This is a genomic window from Nocardiopsis sp. MG754419, assembly GCF_018207095.1.
Classification (GTDB): Bacteria; Actinomycetota; Actinomycetes; order Streptosporangiales; family Streptosporangiaceae; genus Nocardiopsis.
The window spans coordinates 54,844-73,860 of the sequence record NZ_QOCZ01000006.1 but is presented as its reverse complement, the minus strand read 5'-3'; the positions used below and the strand labels follow the sequence as shown (position 1 = coordinate 73,860).

Here is a 19,017-nt window from a genome sequence, read left to right as displayed (position 1 = left end):
GCCTCGAAGCGGGGTCGGGACGCGAGCTCCACCCTCACAGCGGTGGGGCGTCCTCCTTCCGGCGCCGTGGGGTGGGGCGGAAGGCGGCCAGGGCCAGACCGGTGAGCAGGGGGATCGACAGCCACACCTGGTACCAGAGGGTCGAGTCCAGTTCCGACCAGGGCATGGTGGTGACGGCACCGGCCGTGACCAGGCCGATGGCGAAGGTGACCAGGCTGCGGGAGGCACCCCGTGTCGAACGCCCGTCTCCCCACAGTCGGGCGGTCAGGACGCTCGCGCCCGTCAGCCACAGGACCAGGAAGATGCGGTGTGCGACCGGGGCGGGGGTCTGCGCGTTCCACAGCAGGGCGACCAGTACCAGTGCCGCGGCGAGCACGGCGGCACCGCCCAGGAACGAGGGGACCGGGGTGCGAACGGGGGCCTGCGTGTGTACCTCCATGGCCGAATCCCTGCCCGGAACCCACGGGACTATGCGGCCCCCACCCCTGTGTCCCCCACCACGCGCGGGGTCAAGCCTGGTCGGCGCGGTGCACCTTGAGGATCCACCACAGGCCCAGGATCGGCAGGATCAGCGGGATGAACAGGTAGCCGCTGCCGAAGTGCGACCACACCGTGTCCTCGGGGAAGATCCCGCTGGTGAACTCGGACAGAGCGCCCACCACGAGGACGCCGACCATCTCCACGGAGACCGAGACCAGGGCGACCCGGCGGGAGGTGCGTCCGGCACGGGCCAGGCCGATCGCCGCCACCAGGTACACGACACCGGCGAACACCGACAGGGCGTAGGCCAGCGGTGCCTCCTCGAAGCGCGTCACCAGCTGGTAGGTGCCCCTGGCGGTGGCGGCCAGGGCGAACACGGCGTACACGGCCACCAGCAGCCGACCGGGGCCGGTGCGCAGGGTGCGGTCGGGCGGCGTCGTGGTCGTCGGAGCGGCTTCGGCGTCAGACAACGGGGCTCCACAGCTGTTCGATGCGGACCAACAGGACCGGGAGGATGAGGCAGGCGAACGCGATCACGGCCGGCCCCCACTTGCTGCGTTCCATGAACCCCCACACGGCGCACGCCGGTGGCAGGAGGACGACGGTCGCCAGGTAGGAGACCAGCATCACCGTCTCATCGGGGCTTTCGCCGCCGACCATGGCGACGATCATCGCGCCGACCTGGCCCAGGACCAGCAGCCACAGAACACCCATGCCGACCAGGTGGGGGACCAACATCGGCTGATCCCGGAAGGTCGAGACGAGGCACCACACGGCCATCGCCAACGACACCATCTGAATCACCATGGTCAGCCAGTCGACCACGCCGCCTCCGCTCGGGTACTCCGCGACGTCCGCCCATGTCAGAGCGGACCACTCATCTACGACACACGGTAGTACGTTCGGATCACCGTACGGTACCGGGCTCCACACGTCTCGAACGCGGTTCGCGGGGTGGGCGTCCCGCGACCGCGCCGCCCGGCCCCCGCGTCCTTGGTGGAGGGCTCGGTGCGCGTGAAACGTCGCCGGTCCTCCGCCGTCCTGTCGCGCACGGCGCCCCGGCCTCACCCCGTGCCGAGGGCGGTGCGACGTCGAGCCCGGGGTCGGCTCCGGCGCGGACCGACCGCCGCGGTCGGCGAGGTGTTTCCCACCAGGATCGGCGCGATCACGCGGGATCGCGCCGCGCGTTCCAGGCCGAGGGCCGGCGCGACCGTCACCCTCCGACGTGCCCGGACGCCCGTGTCACAGCCGGTTCGCCAACCGCCCGAACTCCTCGGCGCTGATCACGCCGTGGTCCCGAAGCGCCCTGAGCGCGTCGAACGGGGCGATCGGAGCGGGCGCGGCCGGCGACCGCACCGGTGGCGGCGCCGTGGCCGGGGCCGAGGGAGGGGCCGGGGCGACCGGTCGCACCAGAATGTTGTTCACCGCGTCCACCATCGCCCGGCCGTCCGGCTTCTGCACCTGGCTGATCACGGCCTTGTTGCCCGCCGAGTAGATGATCACCGCGCCCAACGCCAGACCCGCGGTCCACTGCACGCTGTTGACCTGGTCGAACCCGAACGACTCCGAGGTCTGCGACATCCATCCGTCCTGCACGAACAGCATGCGACGGTCGGTCAGTACCAGCAGCCCCGTACCCGACCCGTACAGGCCGTTCACCATCGAGTGCACCTGTTCACCGTGCCACAGGTAGGACTCCAGCTTCTTGATCTCGCGATTCGACCCGAGCCGGTGGCTCATCCGGTCCCGGGCCCGCTGAATGTCCGGGCGCAACGCAGGGGCGGCCATGCTGAACTCCAAGAACTCGTGGGGGAGCGCCTGTGCGGCGTCGGACCCTAGGACGTCTCACCCGCCACGAGGGTTGCCACCGCCGGAGAGCGCGGGGAACACACCGCCCGACCGGAGGCCCCGAGGTCCCCGTCGCCGGACGCGTCGCCGTCGACCGGTCGGCCCGGCGTGGCCTCCCGCCGCGGTCGGGTGCGGCCCGCCTCCGGTGGCCGAGAACGACGGAGGCCCCCTCCGCGGAGGCGGAGGAGGCCCGGGGTCCCGAGCGCGTCGTGCGGCGCGGCCGCGGTCAGCGCGGCCAGTAGAAGACGTCGGCGGTCGCGGAGACCACCTTCGCCTCGACGTCGCCGAACTGGGCCACCCGGATCCGCACTCGGCGCCCCGCCGCCAGGTTGCCCTTCCACGTGTAGGTGAGGTGGGCCTGTCCGCCCTTGTGCACGGGGCTGTCCTGGGGCCGGTTCCGGGCGATCCTCCAGCCATCGTCCCCGTCGGGTTCGTACTCGGTGGCGCGGATCTGCACCTCCGCCCCGGGGCTGACCCCGGAAAGGACCACGCCGACGGACACGTCGTAGTAGGCGCCGTCCTTCTCGTCGACCCCCACCAGCGCGTAGAACTCACCGGTCTCGCCGTCGTGCCGCCGGTCGAACGCCAGACTCGCCCAATCACCCGGCCGGAGCGCCTGGTCGCCGTCCTTCTCGAACCTGCGGTGTCGCGGCATGTCGTCTCCTTCTGTGTCGTCGGGTGCCTGGGCGAACCCTCCGTTGCGCACGAGCGCGTAGGCCTTGTCCCCCGGGCAGGACGTCGCGATGAAGTCGCGGTGCCCCACGACGGTGCCCGCGATGGAGGTGTCGGGTTCCATGAGCCACTGCCGCAACGCGCGGACCGCGTTGATCTGCTCGGGGGTGATGGGGTCCGAGGGGCCGGTGGCGAGTGTGCAGGAGTAGTGGCTGGTGTTGCCGCCGGGCTGGGCGGCCTGGGCGCGGTACAGTCCCCGCCCTTCGAGCACGTACCCGTGCGGGCACGCCATGAAGGAGTTCCCGGTGAAGTAGACCGTGCCCCGACGTCGGGCCAGCCAGGTGCCGTCGGGGGTGGTGGGGCACCAGACCGGACCGTCGTGCCGTTCCCGCGTGACGGTGAGGCCCTCGGGTGCGATCCGGTCGCGCCCGAGCAGGGCGAGCCGGTATCCGACGCCCTCCTCGCGCAGGACGGCCGCCCTGCCGGCCAGGACAGCGGCGAACAGCAAGGACTCCGCCGTGGCGGCGCACGGTGTGGTCAGGGTGTCGGTCCCGGTGCCCGCGACGGCCGACACCGACGCCAGGAACAGGTCGAGTTGGGGGTCGGTGAGGGAGGACAGGAACGCGTGGGTGGGCACTCCGTCGGGGGCCTGCTCGGTGATCTCTCCCGGAACGGGGGAGGGGACGCCGTCGGGGGCCGTCCCGACGTCGGGACCGGAGATCGCGCAGGAGCGCGCGACCAACTCCACGAGGGGGTCGGGCCACTTGGGTTCGGAGGGTGGCGCGTGGCCGGGGGCGGAGAGGGTGATCCGGTCCCGGGGTCGCAGGCTCCCGCTGGTCGCCCATTCCCGCGTGGGGGTCCCGGCGGCGGAACCGCGTTCGACCGGCCAGCGGTGGTGGTCGGTGGTGAGGGAGGAGTGACCGGGGCCCTCCATGGCGATCAGTGCGCGTGGCACCGAGGGGAAGACGTTGACCGCGGTCAACGGCTGCCATCGGGACCGTCCGGTCGCGTGGTCGAGGGTGCGGACGAGGTCGCCCCGGGCGATCTCGCGAAAGTTCCGCCACCCGTGCTCGGTGAGGATCTCGGTCTCGGCGTCGACGCAGTACCCGATGTCCGCCCAACCGCGGGAGGGGCCGGTGTGGAAGTCGCGGGTGTTGCGCCAGTAGGTCAGGCAGGCGGAGTGATTCTTGCCCGCCAGGTTCTGGTCGGCTGAGTCGTAGTGGATGACCAGACCGGATCGGGGGTTGGCCTGGTCGGCCGGGGAGCTGCCCCAGCCCAGATCGGACCTGGACACGTACTTGCTCGGTCGAGGCATACCACCATTGTGCCCACGATCGGCTTCTCTACGTGGTGTTCCCGTGACAACGGGCGATATGTCCGCAAAGTCCAGCGGTGGTGCCTATCAGCGGGGCCAGAGGAAGACGACCGCCTCGGCGGAGACCAGGTGCGCGTCCGCGTCACCGAACTGCGCGATGCGGAACTCCAGGCGGTGGCCGGGTGGCAGCGCGTCCTTCCAGGTGTAGGTGAAGCGCCCGTGTCCGACCGCGTGGGCGGTGACCTCCTCCGGCAGCTCACGGTGGGTACGCCACCCGCCCTGGCCGTCCGGGGCGAAGTCGACCGCGCGCAGGTGCACGTCGCTGCCCGGGGTGATGTTGGTCAGCGCCACCCCCACCGACAGGTCGTACAGGGTGCCCCCGGCCTCGTGCCGGCCGGCCACCTCGGATCCGTCATCGGACGGGGCGTCGTCGCGCCGGTCGAACTCGACGCTGTGCCAGGTGTGCGGTTCGAGCGTCTGCCGCGAGTCCGTGACGAATCGACGGTAGGCGGGGATCGGGGACAACGTGCCTCCTCGGGTCGGTGCACCGCGTTCACCAGGTGTCACCACGAAAAGTATCCGAAGTGTCGCCGAGCGTGGGTGTGGCGGTGTGGGCGAGCCGCGAACCCGGTGCGTCACGATGGAGGGTCCCGACCCGTCCCCCCGGAGGTGTCCCGGTGCGCTCAGCCCACAACGTCGGAGTCGTCCGCGAGGCCGAACGGATCCTCATGGACCGGCTGCCCGAAGGCTCCCTGATGGCGCGCGCGGCCACCGGACTGGCCGTGCACTGTTCCCGCATGTCGTCCAAGGTGTACGGCTCCCGCGTCACCCTGCTGGTCGGCAGCGGGGACAACGGTGGGGACGCCCTGTACGCGGGGGCGATCCTGGCCGGCCGGGGCGCCTTCGTCCGCGCGGTCGCCGCCGGGTCGCGCCTCCACCCGGGCGGGGCGGCGGCGCTGCGGGACGCCGGCGGGAGGATTCTGGAGGCGGTGGCCGCCGAGGCCCTCGCCGGCGAGGTGCAGACCGCGCTCTTCGACACCGACCTCATCGTCGACGGCCTTCTCGGTATCGGCGGACACGGGGGGCTGCGCGAACCCCACGCCGCCCTCGCCGTCCTGGCCGCGAACGCGCCCGCCCCGGTCGTGGCGGTGGACCTCCCCGGTGGTGTGGACGCCGACACCGGTGAGGTCGCGGGGTACGCGATCCGCGCCGACGACACCGTCACCTTCGGCACGTACAAGCCGGGACTGTTCGTCGACCCCGGGGCGGAGCGGGCCGGTCGGATCCACCTCGTCGACATCGGGCTCGGCCCGGAACTGCCCGGACCCGACCTCGTCTGTCCACAGGCTGTGGACATCGCGCGGTCGTTGCCCACACCGTCGAACGAGAGCGACAAGTACCGCCGGGGCGTGCTCGCCGTGCGCGCCGGTTCCGACCGCTACCGGGGCGCGGCGGTCCTGTGCGTGGGCGGGGCTCTGCGCGTCGGGGCGGGGATGGTCCACTACGGCGGCGCCGAGGGGGCACTGGCCCAGGTGATCTCCCGATGGCCGGAGACGGTCGGGACACCCCTGGACCCGGTGGCCGGCACCGACCTGGGGCCGGGGCGGGTCGCGGCCGTCGTGGTCGGTCCCGGGCGGGGCACCCACCCGGCCAACGCCGACGAGGTCCGGGCACTGCTGAAGAGCGACCGCCCGGTGCTGCTCGACGCGGACGCCCTCACCCTGGTCGGCGCCCATGCGCGCCTGGCCGAACTGGTGCGCGAACGTCCTGGGCACACGCTCATGACGCCGCACGCCGGGGAACTGGCCCGTCTGTTGCCCGGCATCGACCGGGAGACCATCGAGGCCCGCCGTCTCGAACACGTCACCATGGCGGCCACCCTGTATCGGGCGACCGTGCTGCTGAAGGGGTCGACGACGCTGATCGCGCACCCGGGCGCCCCGACGGTGGCGGACGCGACGGGCACCCCGTTGTTGGCCACGGCGGGTTCGGGCGACGTGCTCTCGGGGGTGGCGGGGGCGTTGCTGGCCGCGGGGCTGCCCGCCCGCGAGGCCGCCCTGTGCGCGGTCCACCTGCACGGTCGTGCCGCGGTGCTGGCCCGGGACGGGGCACCGATCAGCGCCTCGGACCTGCTGGAGGCGCTGCCACGCGCTGTGGCCGAGGTGTCACAGAACCCGTGACATGAGTCACCGGGAGTCATCGCCTCGAAGGCTATGAAGAGTCGGATTCCGAGGTATAGAACAGACATTTGCCTTCGAGAAGACGACACTGAGGACGAGGATGTCCGAGAACCCGTCGCCCACGCTGTGGCGTCGCTACCTGAACTTTCCGCTGATCTGGAAGATGGTGATCGCCCTCGTCGGTGGTGTGGCCGCCGGACTCGGCATCGCCGCCCTGGGGCTCCAGGACACCCTCCTGCCGATTCTCGATCCGCTGGGCGAGATCTTCCTGCGGCTGCTCCAGATGGTGATCTTCCCGCTGATCGTCACCACGCTCATCGCCGGTGTCACCTCGATCTCCCCGAAGCGGCTCGGCCGGATCGGCACCAAGATCGTGGCGTTCTACATGGTCACCTCCGCCTTCGCGGTCACCCTCGGCCTGTCGATCGCGCTGCTGGTCTCTCCGGGGGCGGGGCTGAGCATGCCGGGTGAGCCCGCCGAGGCCGAGGACGTCCCCCCGGTCTCCGAGACCCTGCTCGGCATCATTCCGGCCAACCCCTTCGAGGCGCTGACCGAAGGCAACGTCCTCGCCGTCATGTTCTGCGCCCTGCTGTTCGGTCTGGCGCTCGCGTTCATGATGGACAGCGAGAACGACGCGCACCGCGACCTCGCGCTGCTGCTGCGGCGCGGGGTCGAGGGCGCCATGGAGCTCGTCTTCAAGGTGATCGGCGGAATCCTCCAGTACGCGCCCATCGGCGTGTTCGCGTTGATCGCGGTCGTCATGGCCGAGACCGGTTTCGACGCCATCGGGCCGCTGCTCAAGCTCACCGGCGTCGTGTACGGCGCGATCATCCTGCAGGTGGTCGTCTACCTCGTGATCATGCTGCCGTTCCGGGTCAGGGTGGGGCGGTTCCTCGTGGCCGCCAAGGACCCCGTCCTCACCGGTTTCGTCACCCGCTCCAGCAGCGGCACCCTGCCGGTGAGCACCCGTGCCGCGGAGCGGATGGGCGTCAAGGAGGGCGTGTACGGCTTCACCCTGCCGTTGGGCTCCGCCATCAACATGGACGGCACCGCGATCTACGTGGGCGCGGCCACCGTGTTCGTCGCCAACATCACCGGTGTGGAACTGACCCTCGGCCAGATCGCCACCGTCGTGCTCATCGGCGTGCTCGCCTCGATCGGCACCGCCGGGGTCCCCGGCGCCGGTCTGCTGATGCTGTCCATGACCATCACGTCCGTGGGCCTGCCGATGGCACCGGTCGCCCTGGTCGCCGGCATCGACGCCGTCCTCGACATGGCCCGTACCGCCGGGAACGTCGCCGGCGACCTCGTGGGCACCCGGCTCGTGGCCGGTTCCGAGGAGGGCATGTTCCAGGACCCCGACGACCCGGCCGGTCCGGAGGCGGACGCCTCGGCCACCGGCCCCGACACGGCGCCCACCGAGACGTCCACGGAACCCAGCGCCCCGGAGCCCCCGGTCGCGGCCGACGGGGCCTCTGTGGGGACCAGGGACGTGACCTGAGTCCCGACGTCGCAGGTGGGGGCCAACGCGTGCCACCGGGATCGCCCGTGCCGCACCGGTGGCACGCGTTGGCCCCGCATCCGGAGCCCCACCCATGTCGGCGCGCAGGCGTGCGCCATCGTCCGGGACCGGGAGGATCCCCGTCGGATCCGGTCGGTGGAGTGGTGACAGGGGCCCGGCGATCGTGGTGGACGCCGGACGTGTGCGGTGGGGGCCGCCGGCACCCGACGTGATCGCGGGTGCCGTGCGGAGGATCCCGTGGTCGGCGTCGCTCTCGGCGCACGTCCGGCGCGCGCGGGTCCGCTCGGGGCGCCCAGCGGTCAGCCGAGGGTGCGGGCCGTGTCCAACCCCATCCGGACGATGTCGGTGATGAAGTAGTCACCGGGGTCGCGGGCGTCGCGCAGGCGGTCCACCAGGGAGTCGTCCACCCACATGTACTCGGTGTGCTTGCCGACCTCCAGGGCCGGTGCGTCCAGGTCCCCGTCGACCCGCACCAGGTAGTCGATCTCGCGGCGCGTGATCCCGTCGCCCGGGTCCCAGTCCAGGCGGTACAGCTCCGCGACCACCTCGGTCAGGCGCCAGCCGGTCTCCTCGGCGACCTCACGGGACAGGGCGTCGAGCATGCCCTCGCCGTCCTCCACGTGACCGCCGACGATGTCCCAACAGTGCGGGAAGACCTTGCGGGTCGCCGAGCGGCGTTGGGCGAAGGCCCGCCCCCGGCCGTCGACGATCACGGCCCCGGCCACCCACCGGCGGCCGTCGCTGGTGTCGGGGAAGGCGATCCCCTCGGCGACGCGAACGCTCACTGGTCCTCCTTGGTCTTGTCGCCGCGTCGGGGCAGACGCAGCGTCAGCAGTCGGGCGCGGGGCGCCAGGTCCGCGGCCAGGTCGAACACGGCCTCGGTGCGCGAACGGTCCTCGTCGAGCACCGAGAACAGGTTGACCCCCAGGTAATAGGTGATCACCCCGTAGGCGACCTCCTGCGCCGGCAACAGTCGTCCGAGAGGCGAACCGCCCACCACACGCTCCCACTGGCCGGCGATGAAGTCGATCCACGGTTCGGCCCGCAGCCGGATCTCCGCGCGCAGGTCCGGCCGGGTCACGGCGGCGGCGACCAGTTCGGAGAACTCGGTGATGTAACCGCGTTCGAGGTCGGTCCGGTAGATCCGGGTGGCGACCTCCACGAGCTCCTCCAGGGTGCGCGCCGGCGCGGCGAGCTCCTCGTACATGGCCATGCGTTCGGCACTGGAGCGGTCCAGCGCCGCCAGGAGCAGCTGGTCGACCCCGCCGAAGTGGTAGAAGACCAGCGCCGAGTTGACCTCGGCCCGCGCGGCGATCGTCCGCGCCGACGCTCCGGCGTGCCCCTCCTCACGCAGGACCTCACCGGCCGCGGTGACCAGGCGCTCCTTCGTCTCGCCGCTGCTCCTGCGACCTCCGCCGCCGCTCTTGGCCATGGCCCTCCCTTTCGCTCGACCCTCATCATAAGGTTTAATCACATGATTAAAGCGTTCGATTGAATCAGGCGATCACACACGAGGAGCCCTCCTTGTCCGAGCCGAACGAACCCCGACACCGCCCTCGCGGCGCCGAACCCGGAACCCCGCCCTCCGCGCGGTTCGACGAGGATCCCGACGCCGGTCGTGCACCCTCCGCGGCCCGGTGGCTCCTCGCCGGGGTGGTGCTCCTGGGCGTCCTCCCGCTCCTGGTCGTCGTGCGGATGACGAGCTTCGGCGGCCTGGACCAGACCGCGCTCTTCTACCTCGGTCTGCCCGTCGCCCTCGCTCTGCTCGTGGTCCTGCTGGCCCGCCCGCGGAGCGCGGTCGGGGTGGCCATGGCCGTCACCACCCTCCTGCTGCTGCTCTCCGGACCCCTGCTGGGCGAGGGCGTGGTCTGCCTGCTCATCTCCGCCCCGCTCATCTACGGGGTGGTCGCCCTGGTGGCCTGGATGTTCGTGCGGATCCTCGGGCGGGACGGGCGCGGTCCACACGCCTACGTGGCCGTCCCGGTCCTGTTCGTCCTCCTCCTGGAAGGCGTGGGCGGGATCTCGCCGCTGCCGCGCGAGGACACCGGCACGGGCACCGTGGTGGTCGCCGCGACCCCCACCGACGTCGCGGACGCGCTGGCCGCACCGCCCGCCTACGGTGCCCCCGAGGCGCTGTTCCTGCGGGCGATCCCCTTCCCCCGGCCGGTCGAGGCCCACGGTGCGGGCCTGGCGGAGGGCGACACGCGCGCCGTCCGCTTCACCCCCCGGCGCAGCCTCGGCCCGGGGGCCGTACCGACCCCGCGTCACATGGAGCTCACGGTCGTCGACAGCCGGATCCACGCCGACGGCGGCCGTGTGGTCTTCGACGTCACCGACGACACCACCTTCGACCGCTGGATGGAGATGGAGCGCGCGGTGGTCACCTGGACGGCGACGCCCGAGGGCACCGAGATGACCTGGGAGATCGACCACCGGCGCACCTACGACCCGTCCTGGTACTTCGGTCCCGTGCAGTCCTACGCCACCGATCTGGCCGCCGCCTACCTCGCCGACACCTTCGCGCGAGCGGCCCGATGAGCACCCTCCCCGAGCTTCCGGCCCTGGCCGTGCGCGGACTCGGTCTGTTCCTGCCCTTCGGCGTGCTCGTCGCCCTGTGCCTGTGGCGGGCCCCGCGTCACCGCGAGACGGCGGCGATGATCGTGGCGTCCGCCTGGGCGCTGTGCACCCTCGTGCCGCTCAACCTCTACGCGACGCACGTGGGCTGGTGGACCTTCCACGCCGAGGGCGCGCTGTGGCTGGGACTGCCCGTCGACCTCGTCCTGGCCTGGGCGCTCCTGTGGGGCGCCGTGCCCGCCCTGCTGCTGCGTCTCCTGCCCGTCCCGCTGGTCACCGTGCTGCTGGTCTGGCTGGACGTGGTCCTCATGCCGCTCGCCGCACCCGTGGTGGCGCTGGGGGAGTGGTGGCTGCTCGGTGAGATGGCGGGCGTGACACTGTGCCTGATCCCCGCGCTGCTGCTGGCGTTCTGGACCCGCCGCGGGCTCCTGCCGCACACACGGATGTGGGCGCAGGCGCTGTCGGCGGGCGTGCTCATGGTGGCCCTGCCGGTGCTGGTCCTGGCCACGGACCCCACCACGGGGATCCGGATCGCACCCCCGGGGGCCACGGAGTCGTCGATCCTCGGACAGTTCCTTGCCCTGGCGGCCCTGCCCGGACTGGCCGCCGCCCGCGAGTTCGCGGCGGTGGGCCGGGGCACCCCGCTGCCCTACGATCCGCCCGATCGTCTGGTCACCAGCGGCCCCTACGCCTACGTGCGCAACCCGATGCAGCTCGCCATGGTGCTGGTGTACCTGGTGTTGGGCCTGCTTCACCCCGCACTGATGGTCGGCGCGTTGGTCGGACTCGTCTACGGGGCCGGGTTCGCGGCCTGGCACGAGGACGGGCGGCTCCGGGAACGGTTCGGTGCCGACTGGGTCGCCTACCGGGCCGGGGTCCGTCCCTGGCTGCCGCGATGGCGTCCCTGGCCGGGGCGCGGCGAGGGCACCCTGTACGTCGCGATGGACTGCGGATCGTGCCGGGGCGTCGGCCGGTGGGTGGCGGCCCGGGCGCCCACGGCGCTGCGCCTGCGCGCCGCGGCCGATCACCCGGAGGTGCTGTACCGGCTCACCTACGAGAGCGCCGACGGGATCCGCCGCAGTGGGGTGTGGGCGCTCGCCCGGGCGATGGAGCACCTGCACCTGGGCTGGGCGCTCACCGGCTGGGCCCTGTCCCTCCCGGGGCCGGGCCACCTCGTGCAGCTGTGCGCGGACGCCTTCGGGGCCGGCCCACGTGCCTCGCGCCAGGCGTCGGTCCCGGTCGCGCACCAGCGCGAGGCCCCCGCCGCCGGCCGATGACCGACGGGCGCACCGTTCACGGGCGGGCCGGTCATCGGACGTCGTTCCCAGGTGCGTTCTCCGCGGGAACCACCGCGCCGTTATGCTCGTGCGGGTCCGATCCCCGTGACGGACGACGTCGGACATGGACGGCCCCCACGCGATCCCCACCCCCGAGGTTCCCCATGGAAGAACAGGCCATGCTCGCGCGCGACCTCGTGCTGCGCGTCTGTGCCGGACCCACCGAGTTCGACCGGCAGTGGCTCCGGGCCGGGGGCAAGGTCACCACACCCTTCGCGGTCCCCCGGGACCGCAACCTCATCCGCGGGATCGTCGACGCGGGCCGGGCCCTCGGTGTGGACCGCCTCCTGGTCTGCCGCACCCGTGGGGAGTTCTCCTACGAGCCGGTCACCGAGGTACCGCTCGACACCGACACCCTCGTCGACCTCGTCCGCGGGTGGGGCGCCACCCCCACCGACTTCCTCGTCTGCGTCGAGGACTTCTCCGCGGCCGTGCTGGTCGCCGCCAACGAGCTCACCGTCGCGTCCGGGCCGGCCGACTTCGTCCGTGAGATCGTCGGTTCCGACATCCCCGGCGTGCGTGCCGAGTTCGCCGCCCAGGCGCAGCGCACCCAACGCCCCGAGCTCGTGCAGGCCGCCCAGCGGTACCACTGCATCGAGGCCGGCGCCCGCCACGCCCGCAACCGAGGCCTCGGACCCGACCTGCACGAACACCTCTCACGGCGGGCCGAGGGCGCCCGGGTACGCTCGCCCCGCGTCGTCCGTTCGCTGCGAGCCCTGCGCGGGGGCTGGAACTGGCTCATGGTCGTGGTGCTGCTCGTGGCGCCGCTGAGCGCCCCCGAGCTCGGTCCGGCCCTGCCCGCGCTGGCCCTCACGTTCGTGCTGCTCTTCCAACTGGCGTTCCTGGCGCGTTCGCGCACCGTCTCCTTCGCGACCCTGCTGCGGGTGGTGGCCCTCGGGGCACTCCTGCTCTGGCCGGTCGCCCTCCTGGAGACGCTGATCGTCGGGCTGTCGGGCCTGGAGCCCTACGGCGCGTTCGGTTACACCTACGTGGCGGTCACCGTCGAGGAGGCGGCGAAGCTGACGCCGCTGCTGCTCTTCGCCCTCCTGGCCCGACGACGCGTGCGGCGGTTGGCCGCGGTGGACTTCCTCCTGCTGGGGGCGGCGTCCGGGGCCGGTTTCCAGTTGGCCGAACGGCTGTTCACGGAGGTCTCGGTCCCCGACACGGCTCCCTCGGGGCTGTTCCTGCCCGGCGGCAGCACCATCGCCGCCCCCGGCGGCGAGGTGCTGGCCACCTTCTCCGGACACGCCGTGGTCACCGGACTGATCGGTGCCGCCCTGGGCCTGGCCATCGTCGGCCGACGGTACGGGAGATGGACGTGGCTGCTGCCGGTCCTGGCCACCGCCCTGGTGTACCTGGAGCACCTGCGGTTCAACGCCCTGCTCGCCGCCGCCACCCTGGACCCGGTCTCGACCTTCCTGCACCGCCTGGTCGGCGGTGGCGCGCTCACCCCCTGGCTGTTGCTCATCGCCCTGGTGTGCGCGGTGGCCATGGACCACCGGCTCATCGCGTCGGCCGCCGAGTCCACGCCCCCGCTGCCGGGCCGGCCGCCGTTGGCGCGCCTCCGGCGGTGGGCGCACGGGCGCTCGGTGTCCATCCGGGTGCGGATCCCCTCCGACATCGCCCCGCTGTTCCGCCGCATGGCACTGTCGGGCGCGGACCTGCCGATCACCCTGGCCACCACCGTGACCGCCATCGTGCACGAGTTCGCCGCCGCCACCCGAGCGGCCCGGCGCGGACCGGGGGCGCTCTGCGACACCCTGCGGTTCCTGCGGCGACGCCGGGCCAACGCCATGGGGGAGGCCCGCTCCCAGGGGCGCCCCTGGCGCCGGCACCCCTCCCAGGAGGAACTGTCCGCCCAGGCCCGTGACCTGTCCTACCGCCTCGGCCTGGCGGGCACCGCCACCGGGACCGTCGCCGTCGCGGCCGTCTCGGCGGCCGTCCTCGCCGGGGTGACGCTGCCCGGGGCCTGGAGCGTGCCCGGCCCCACCGCACCGGCCTACGCCGTGGTGGCCGTCGACCACCTGCAGAACTGGCTGGCCCGCGCCGGCACCGCCGGGGTCGTGTGGACCGCGCTGGTCGGCGTCGCCCTGCTCAGCCTGCTGACCATGGGCAACGGGGTGCCCTACGCACACCCGCGGATGCGCGCGTTCCTGCGGGCCCCCAGCGCCAACACCGGAGTCATCCTCGGCATGCTGGCCCCCGGCCAGGTGGGGTACGCGCTGCCGGCCCTGGCGGGACTGCTCCTGCCCCGCCGGGCCGACCGCCTCCTCACCCGCTGACGGACAGGATCCGCCTGGCCCGTGCGAGGACGGGGGCGTCGACCATGGCGCCCTCGAAACCGAACGCGCCGCCCTCCGCCTCGGCGGCGGTGAGGACCCGGCGTGCCCAGGCCACCTCGTCCGGAGTCGCGAGGAACGCCGCGCGCACCGCGGGCACCTGGCGTGGATGCACGCACGCCTTGGCGTCGAACCCGGACTCCGCCGCCTCCGCCGCATCGTGCTCCAGGCCCTCGACGTCGGCGAGGTCGGTGTACACGGTGTCGATCGCCCGCCGGCCCCGGGCGCGGGCGGCCAGCAGGACGGTCCAACGGGCGTGGTCGGCCACGGGGGCGCGCCCCGGACCGCGTCCGGGCCGCCGGCGGGAGCCGAGGTCCGCCGCCAGGTCCTCTCCGCCCCACATCAGGCCGACACAGTTGTCCGCGCCCGCGATGGCGGGGGCCGCCAGGACACCCGCCGCCGTCTCGCACAGGGCGATCACCGGATGGGGCGCCAGCGCCTCCACCTCCTCCGGGGAGGCGGCCATGGGGAGCATGACGACGGTGTCGGGTCGGTCGGCGAGGGACCGCAGGTCGTCCTCGTGCCACGGGGTGGACACGGCGTTGACCCGCACCACGATCCGGTTCGTGCCGAGGTCGCGGAGGGCGTCGACGACGTGGGCCCGCGCGGCCTCCTTGCCCGCCGGGGCGACCGCGTCCTCCAGGTCGACGATCACCGCGTCGGCGACGCCGGCGGCCTTGCGGATCCGGTCGGGCCGGTCGGCGGGACAGAACAGGAGCGCGGGGCCGACCCCGAGGAGCGGGGGAGCGTTGCCGGGCATCAGGGCCGCGCCTCCGGAGCGGCGCCGAGAACGGCGGAGCCGCTGACGGCGACCGGCCCGCCCTCGGCCGACGCGGACAGGGCCAGCGCGCCGTCCTCCCCGACGTGTCCGTCGGCGATCACCCGCGCACCGGAGAACACCGGGTTGTGCAGGCGGAACGAGAACGACTCCACCCACCGGTCGGGGTGGGTCCGGCGCGGGACCTCTAACAGCAGCAGGGCCAGGAGCGGCCCGTGCACGACCAGACCGGGGTATCCCTCGACGTCGGTGCAGTAGGGGAGGTCGTAGTGGATGCGGTGCGTGTTGTAGGTGAGCGCGCTGACCCGGAACAGCAGGGGAGCGTCGGTGTCCAGCGTGACGCGGGACCCGTCCGCCGACGGCTCCGTGGGCGTGCCGCCGGTCCCTCCCGGTGCCGCCGCGACCCGGTCCGGGGCCACCGACGCGTTCGGTCGACCCGGCGGCTGGGAGCGGTAGACGATGTCCTGGTCCTCGACCAGGAGGAGTTCGTCACCGCGCAGGAACTCCGACCGCACCGTCACGAAGGCCATCTCGCCGCTGCGCCCCCGCTTGACCGCCACGTGTTCCAGGGAGGAACGGCGGGTGACCTCGTCCCCGATCCGGAGCGGGCGGTGCATGCGCACGCGTGCTCCGGCGAACATGCGCCGTCGGTCCGGGACGGGCGGGAGGAAGGCGCCGTCGGCGGGGTGCCCGTCGTCGCCCAGGGCCGACCGGTCGGGGTGGTCGAGCAGGTGGAACCAGTGCCACATCGGGGGCAGCGCGTCCCCGTGCGCCAGGCGCAGTGGCCGGTCGAGCGCCCCGGCGAAGGCCTCGCCGGGCCAGGGGTCGATGGTCCCGGTGACGCTCACGGGCTCGGGGGACCAGCCTTCGAGGACCTCGTTCAGGTCGGACATCGGGGTTGCTCCTTGGTGGTCGTTCATGTGCGGGTGGTGCGGCCCGGGCGATGATCGGCCGGGGCGCGGTCGGTGTGGGCTCCGTACCGAGGGCTCCGAGCCATGGCGACGCATCCGACGGCCCCGAAGACGCCCGCGCCGTCGCACCCGGGCGCCGGGGTGATCCTCGGCCCACGGTGCTCAGGTGCCGGGGCGAGGGGTGATGGTCAGGGTGGGGGAGGCGATGGGCGCGAAGAAGTCCCCTCCCTTGTCGTCGATGACCATGAACGCGGGGAAGTCCTCGACCCGGATCCGCCACACCGCTTCCATGCCCAGGTCGGAGTGGTCCAGGACCTCCACCTCGCGGATGCACTCCTGCGCGAGCCGGGCGGCCGGACCACCGACCGAGCCCAGATAGAACCCGCCGTGCGCGCGGCACGCCTCGACGACCCCGCGGGACCGGTTCCCCTTCGCCAGCATGACGAGGGAGCCGCCGGCGCGTTGGAACTCCTCGACGTAGCCGTCCATGCGTCCGGCGGTGGTCGGTCCGAAGGAACCGGACGGGCGGCCCTGCGGGGTCTTGGCCGGGCCCGCGTAGTACACCGGGTGGTCCCGCAGGTAGGCGGGCATCGGCTCGCCGCGTTCCAGGGCCGCGCGGATGCGGGCGTGCGCGATGTCCCGGGCCACGACGATGGTGCCGTTCAGGCTCAGCCGGGTGCCGACGGGCAGCGTGGAGAGCCGCGCGCGGATCTCGTCCATCGGCCGGTCGAGGTCGACGCTCACCGCGTCCGAGGACAGGTGCGCGTCCGCGACCGGCGGCTGGAAGCGGGCCGGGTCGGTCTCCAACCGCTCCAGGTAGGCGCCCTCCGGTGTGATCACGGCCTTGGCCTGACGGTCGGCCGAGCACGAGACCGCCAACGCGATCGGGAGGGAACCGCCGTGGCGGGGCAGCCGTACGACGCGGACGTCGTGACAGAAGTACTTGCCGCCGAACTGCGCGCCGTAGCCGATCCTCCGGGTCAGCTCGTGCACACGCTGTTCGAAGTCGCGGTCCCGGAACCCGTGTCCGGTCGGCGACCCCTGGTCGGGCAGCGCGTCGAGTTGGCGGGTGGAGGCCAGCTTGGCGGTCGTGAGCGCCTGGTCGGCGCTCGATCCGCCCACGACGATCGCGAGGTGGTACGGGGGACAGGCCGCCGTGCCCAGCGAGCGGAGCCGGTCCTCCAGGAACGCCAGCATGCGCTCCTCCGAGAGGATCGCCTTGCTCTCCTGGTACAGGAAGGTCTTGTTCGCGCTGCCGCCGCCCTTGGCCATGAACAGCAGTTCGTACCGGGGTTCGTTGCCCGCCTTGAGCTTGATGTCGATCTGCGCGGGCAGGTTGGTGCCGGTGTTGACCTCCTCCCACATGGTGAGCGGCGCCATCTGGGAGTAGCGCAGGTTGAGGCGGGCGTAGGCGTCCCGCACCCCGGCCGCGACCTGGCGGTGGTCGTCCCCGTCGGTGCGCACGGCGTTGCTCCGCTGCCCGATGACCACGGCGGTCCCCGTGTCCTGGCACATCGGCAGGACGCCCCCGGCCGCGACCGCCGCGTTGCGCAGCAGGTCCGAGGCGACGAAACGGTCGTTCCCGCTCGCCTCGGGGTCGTCGACGATCGTGCGCAGCTGCGCCAGGTGGGAGGGGCGCAACAGGTGGGCCATGTCCTCCATCGCGGTCCGGGTCAGGGTGCGCAGCACCTCGGGCGCCACCTCCAGGACCTCGTGCCCGTCGACGGAGCGGAGCGCGACGCCCTCGGAGGTGACGAGACGGTACTCGGTGGTGTCCGGACCCAGGGGCAGCGGTTCGGTGTACGGGACGTCGGTCATGACGTCGTCTTCCCGTCCGTGGTGGGAGCACCGTGCGTGGGCGCGCCCGCTGTGAGGGCGAGCTCGGCGCGGATCGCCTCGGTGTGTTCGCCCAAGGCCGGGACCGGCCCCATCACGGGTTCGACGCCCCCCGGGGTCACCGGTGGGAGCAGGGCGCGCACGGGACCCGCCGGGGTGTCGACCTCGCGCCACCGGTCGCGCGCGGCGAGCTGGGGGTGGTCGGCGAACTCCCGGAGCGTCCGCAGACGGGCGTTGGCGATGCCCGCGGCGTCCAGTCGGGCGATCGCCCCGTCGGCGGTCAGCTCGGCGAACGACGCCTCCACCGCCTCGGTGACCCGCTCGCGGTGGCGCACACGGTCGCTGTTGGTCGCCAGCGCCGGGTCGTCGGCCAGTTCGGGCCGCCCGAGCGCCACCGTGCACAGCGCACGCCACTCGCGGTCGTTCTGCACCGCGAGGAACACCTCGGCGCCGTCGCCGGCGCGGAAGGGTCCGTAGGGGGCGATGGAGGCGTGTCGGGCCCCGGTGCGCCGTGGGGCGGACCCGCCGTAGTTCGCGTAGTAGTACGGGTAGCCCATCCACTCGCCGAGGGCGTCCAGCATGGCGACGTCCACGTGGGTGCCGACCCCGGTCGTCTCCCGTTCGTACAGTGCCGCCAGGATGCCGGAGTAGGCGTACATGCCCGCGGAGATGTCGGCGATCGACACCCCGGCCTTGGCGGGCTCCTCCTCCGAACCAGTGATCGACAGCAGCCCGGCCTCGCACTGGATGAGGAGGTCGTAGGCCTTCTTGTCGCGGTAGGGTCCCTCGGCGCCGTACCCGGAGATCCCACACGTGATGAGCCGGGGGTTGCGCGCCCGGAGCGTGTCGGCGTCGAGACCGGCGCGCTCGGCCGCTCCCGGCGCCAGGTTCTGCACGAACACGTCGGCGCGGTCGAGGAGGCGCCCGAGCAGTTCCGCGTCGTCGGGGTCCTTGATGTCCAGGGTGAGGCTCTCCTTTCCCCGGTTGATCCAGACGAAGTGACTGGACATCCCCTGGACGGTGGTGTCGTAGCCGCGCGCGAAGTCACCCGAGCCGGGGCGCTCGACCTTGATCACCCGTGCCCCGAGGTCGGCGAGTTGGCGGGTCGCGAAGGGGGCCGCGACGGCCTGTTCGAGTGAGACCACGGTGATGCCGTCGAGTGCCGGCATGGGCGAGCTCCTTCCACGCCCCCCCTCGCGGGGAGGCTCCGTCGGGACCGGCGCGT

At 72.8% G+C, this 19,017-nt stretch carries 17 protein-coding genes; 5 read left to right on the top strand and 12 right to left on the bottom strand.

Translation table 11 applies throughout. The annotated features are described in order from the left end of the window. Positions 1–34: 34 nt before the first annotated feature. The 6 genes from DSY14_RS02485 to DSY14_RS02460 form a co-directional block, all read right to left on the bottom strand. Positions 35–439 carry a hypothetical protein gene (locus DSY14_RS02485; RefSeq protein WP_211714757.1) on the bottom strand — a complete coding sequence of 135 codons (405 nt, stop codon included), beginning with the start codon at positions 437–439 and terminating at the stop codon, positions 35–37. A 70-nt stretch (positions 440–509) separates the two neighbouring features. Beyond that, on the bottom strand, positions 510–950 hold the full coding sequence (locus DSY14_RS02480) for a hypothetical protein (RefSeq protein WP_211714756.1): 441 nt from the start codon (positions 948–950) through the stop codon (positions 510–512). Next, a complete protein-coding gene (locus tag DSY14_RS02475) occupies positions 943–1,305 on the bottom strand; it encodes a hypothetical protein (protein ID WP_211714755.1) in 363 nt (120 codons plus the stop codon). Before DSY14_RS02475 ends, DSY14_RS02480 begins: the two co-directional genes overlap by 8 nt. Before the next feature lie 417 nt (positions 1,306–1,722). Continuing rightward, positions 1,723–2,268, bottom strand: coding sequence for a PH domain-containing protein (locus DSY14_RS02470; protein WP_211714754.1), 546 nt, complete (start codon positions 2,266–2,268; stop codon positions 1,723–1,725). A gap of 286 nt (positions 2,269–2,554) precedes the next feature. Then, the gene (locus DSY14_RS02465; RefSeq protein ID WP_249187197.1) at positions 2,555–4,315 is read right to left on the bottom strand and encodes an N-acetylmuramoyl-L-alanine amidase; all 1,761 of its coding nucleotides are present in this window, start codon (positions 4,313–4,315) and stop codon (positions 2,555–2,557) included. Positions 4,316–4,402: 87 nt separating this feature from the next. Further along, complete coding sequence (locus DSY14_RS02460) at positions 4,403–4,840, bottom strand: hypothetical protein (RefSeq protein ID WP_211714753.1); 438 nt, start codon at positions 4,838–4,840, stop codon at positions 4,403–4,405. Between the two features lie 152 nt (positions 4,841–4,992). Here DSY14_RS02460 and DSY14_RS02455 point away from each other — a divergent pair, with 152 nt between their 5' ends. Then, the gene (locus DSY14_RS02455; protein ID WP_211714752.1) at positions 4,993–6,495 is read left to right on the top strand and encodes an NAD(P)H-hydrate dehydratase; all 1,503 of its coding nucleotides are present in this window, start codon (positions 4,993–4,995) and stop codon (positions 6,493–6,495) included. Positions 6,496–6,595: 100 nt separating this feature from the next. After that, a complete protein-coding gene (locus tag DSY14_RS02450; protein ID WP_211714751.1) occupies positions 6,596–7,996 on the top strand; it encodes a dicarboxylate/amino acid:cation symporter in 1,401 nt (466 codons plus the stop codon). Positions 7,997–8,316: 320 nt separating this feature from the next. On the opposite strand, the gene DSY14_RS02445 is transcribed toward DSY14_RS02450, so the two are convergent. Beyond that, positions 8,317–8,802, bottom strand: a complete 486-nt coding sequence (locus DSY14_RS02445; protein ID WP_211714750.1) for an NUDIX domain-containing protein — start codon at positions 8,800–8,802, stop codon at positions 8,317–8,319. Continuing rightward, entirely contained in the window at positions 8,799–9,449 is a 651-nt protein-coding gene (locus DSY14_RS02440) for a TetR/AcrR family transcriptional regulator (protein WP_211714749.1), read from the bottom strand. Before DSY14_RS02440 ends, DSY14_RS02445 begins: the two co-directional genes overlap by 4 nt. A 92-nt stretch (positions 9,450–9,541) precedes the next feature. Here DSY14_RS02440 and DSY14_RS02435 point away from each other — a divergent pair, with 92 nt between their 5' ends. The 3 genes from DSY14_RS02435 to DSY14_RS02425 all read left to right on the top strand — a co-directional run bounded on the left by DSY14_RS02435 (position 9,542) and on the right by DSY14_RS02425 (position 14,210). Then, positions 9,542–10,555 (top strand): hypothetical protein, encoded by a 1,014-nt coding sequence (locus tag DSY14_RS02435; protein ID WP_249187196.1) that lies wholly within the window; start codon positions 9,542–9,544, stop codon positions 10,553–10,555. Continuing rightward, entirely contained in the window at positions 10,552–11,868 is a 1,317-nt protein-coding gene (locus DSY14_RS02430) for an isoprenylcysteine carboxylmethyltransferase family protein (protein WP_211714748.1), read from the top strand. The genes DSY14_RS02435 and DSY14_RS02430 overlap by 4 nt, the downstream gene beginning before the upstream one ends. A gap of 164 nt (positions 11,869–12,032) precedes the next feature. Then, positions 12,033–14,210, top strand: a complete 2,178-nt coding sequence (locus tag DSY14_RS02425) for a PrsW family glutamic-type intramembrane protease (RefSeq protein WP_211714747.1) — start codon at positions 12,033–12,035, stop codon at positions 14,208–14,210. Here DSY14_RS02425 and DSY14_RS02420 read toward each other — a convergent pair. The 4 genes from DSY14_RS02420 to DSY14_RS02405 all read right to left on the bottom strand — a co-directional run bounded on the left by DSY14_RS02420 (position 14,200) and on the right by DSY14_RS02405 (position 18,961). After that, positions 14,200–15,027, bottom strand: a complete 828-nt coding sequence (locus tag DSY14_RS02420) for a CoA ester lyase (protein ID WP_211714746.1) — start codon at positions 15,025–15,027, stop codon at positions 14,200–14,202. The two genes, DSY14_RS02425 and DSY14_RS02420, sit on opposite strands and share 11 nt — an antisense overlap. Further along, positions 15,027–15,938 (bottom strand): MaoC family dehydratase N-terminal domain-containing protein, encoded by a 912-nt coding sequence (locus tag DSY14_RS02415; protein ID WP_211714745.1) that lies wholly within the window; start codon positions 15,936–15,938, stop codon positions 15,027–15,029. The genes DSY14_RS02420 and DSY14_RS02415 overlap by 1 nt, the downstream gene beginning before the upstream one ends. 180 nt (positions 15,939–16,118) lie before the next feature. Beyond that, positions 16,119–17,774, bottom strand: coding sequence for a FumA C-terminus/TtdB family hydratase beta subunit (locus DSY14_RS02410; RefSeq protein ID WP_211714744.1), 1,656 nt, complete (start codon positions 17,772–17,774; stop codon positions 16,119–16,121). Continuing rightward, positions 17,771–18,961 (bottom strand): CaiB/BaiF CoA-transferase family protein, encoded by a 1,191-nt coding sequence (locus DSY14_RS02405; RefSeq protein WP_211714743.1) that lies wholly within the window; start codon positions 18,959–18,961, stop codon positions 17,771–17,773. The genes DSY14_RS02410 and DSY14_RS02405 overlap by 4 nt, the downstream gene beginning before the upstream one ends. Positions 18,962–19,017: the final 56 nt, after the last annotated feature.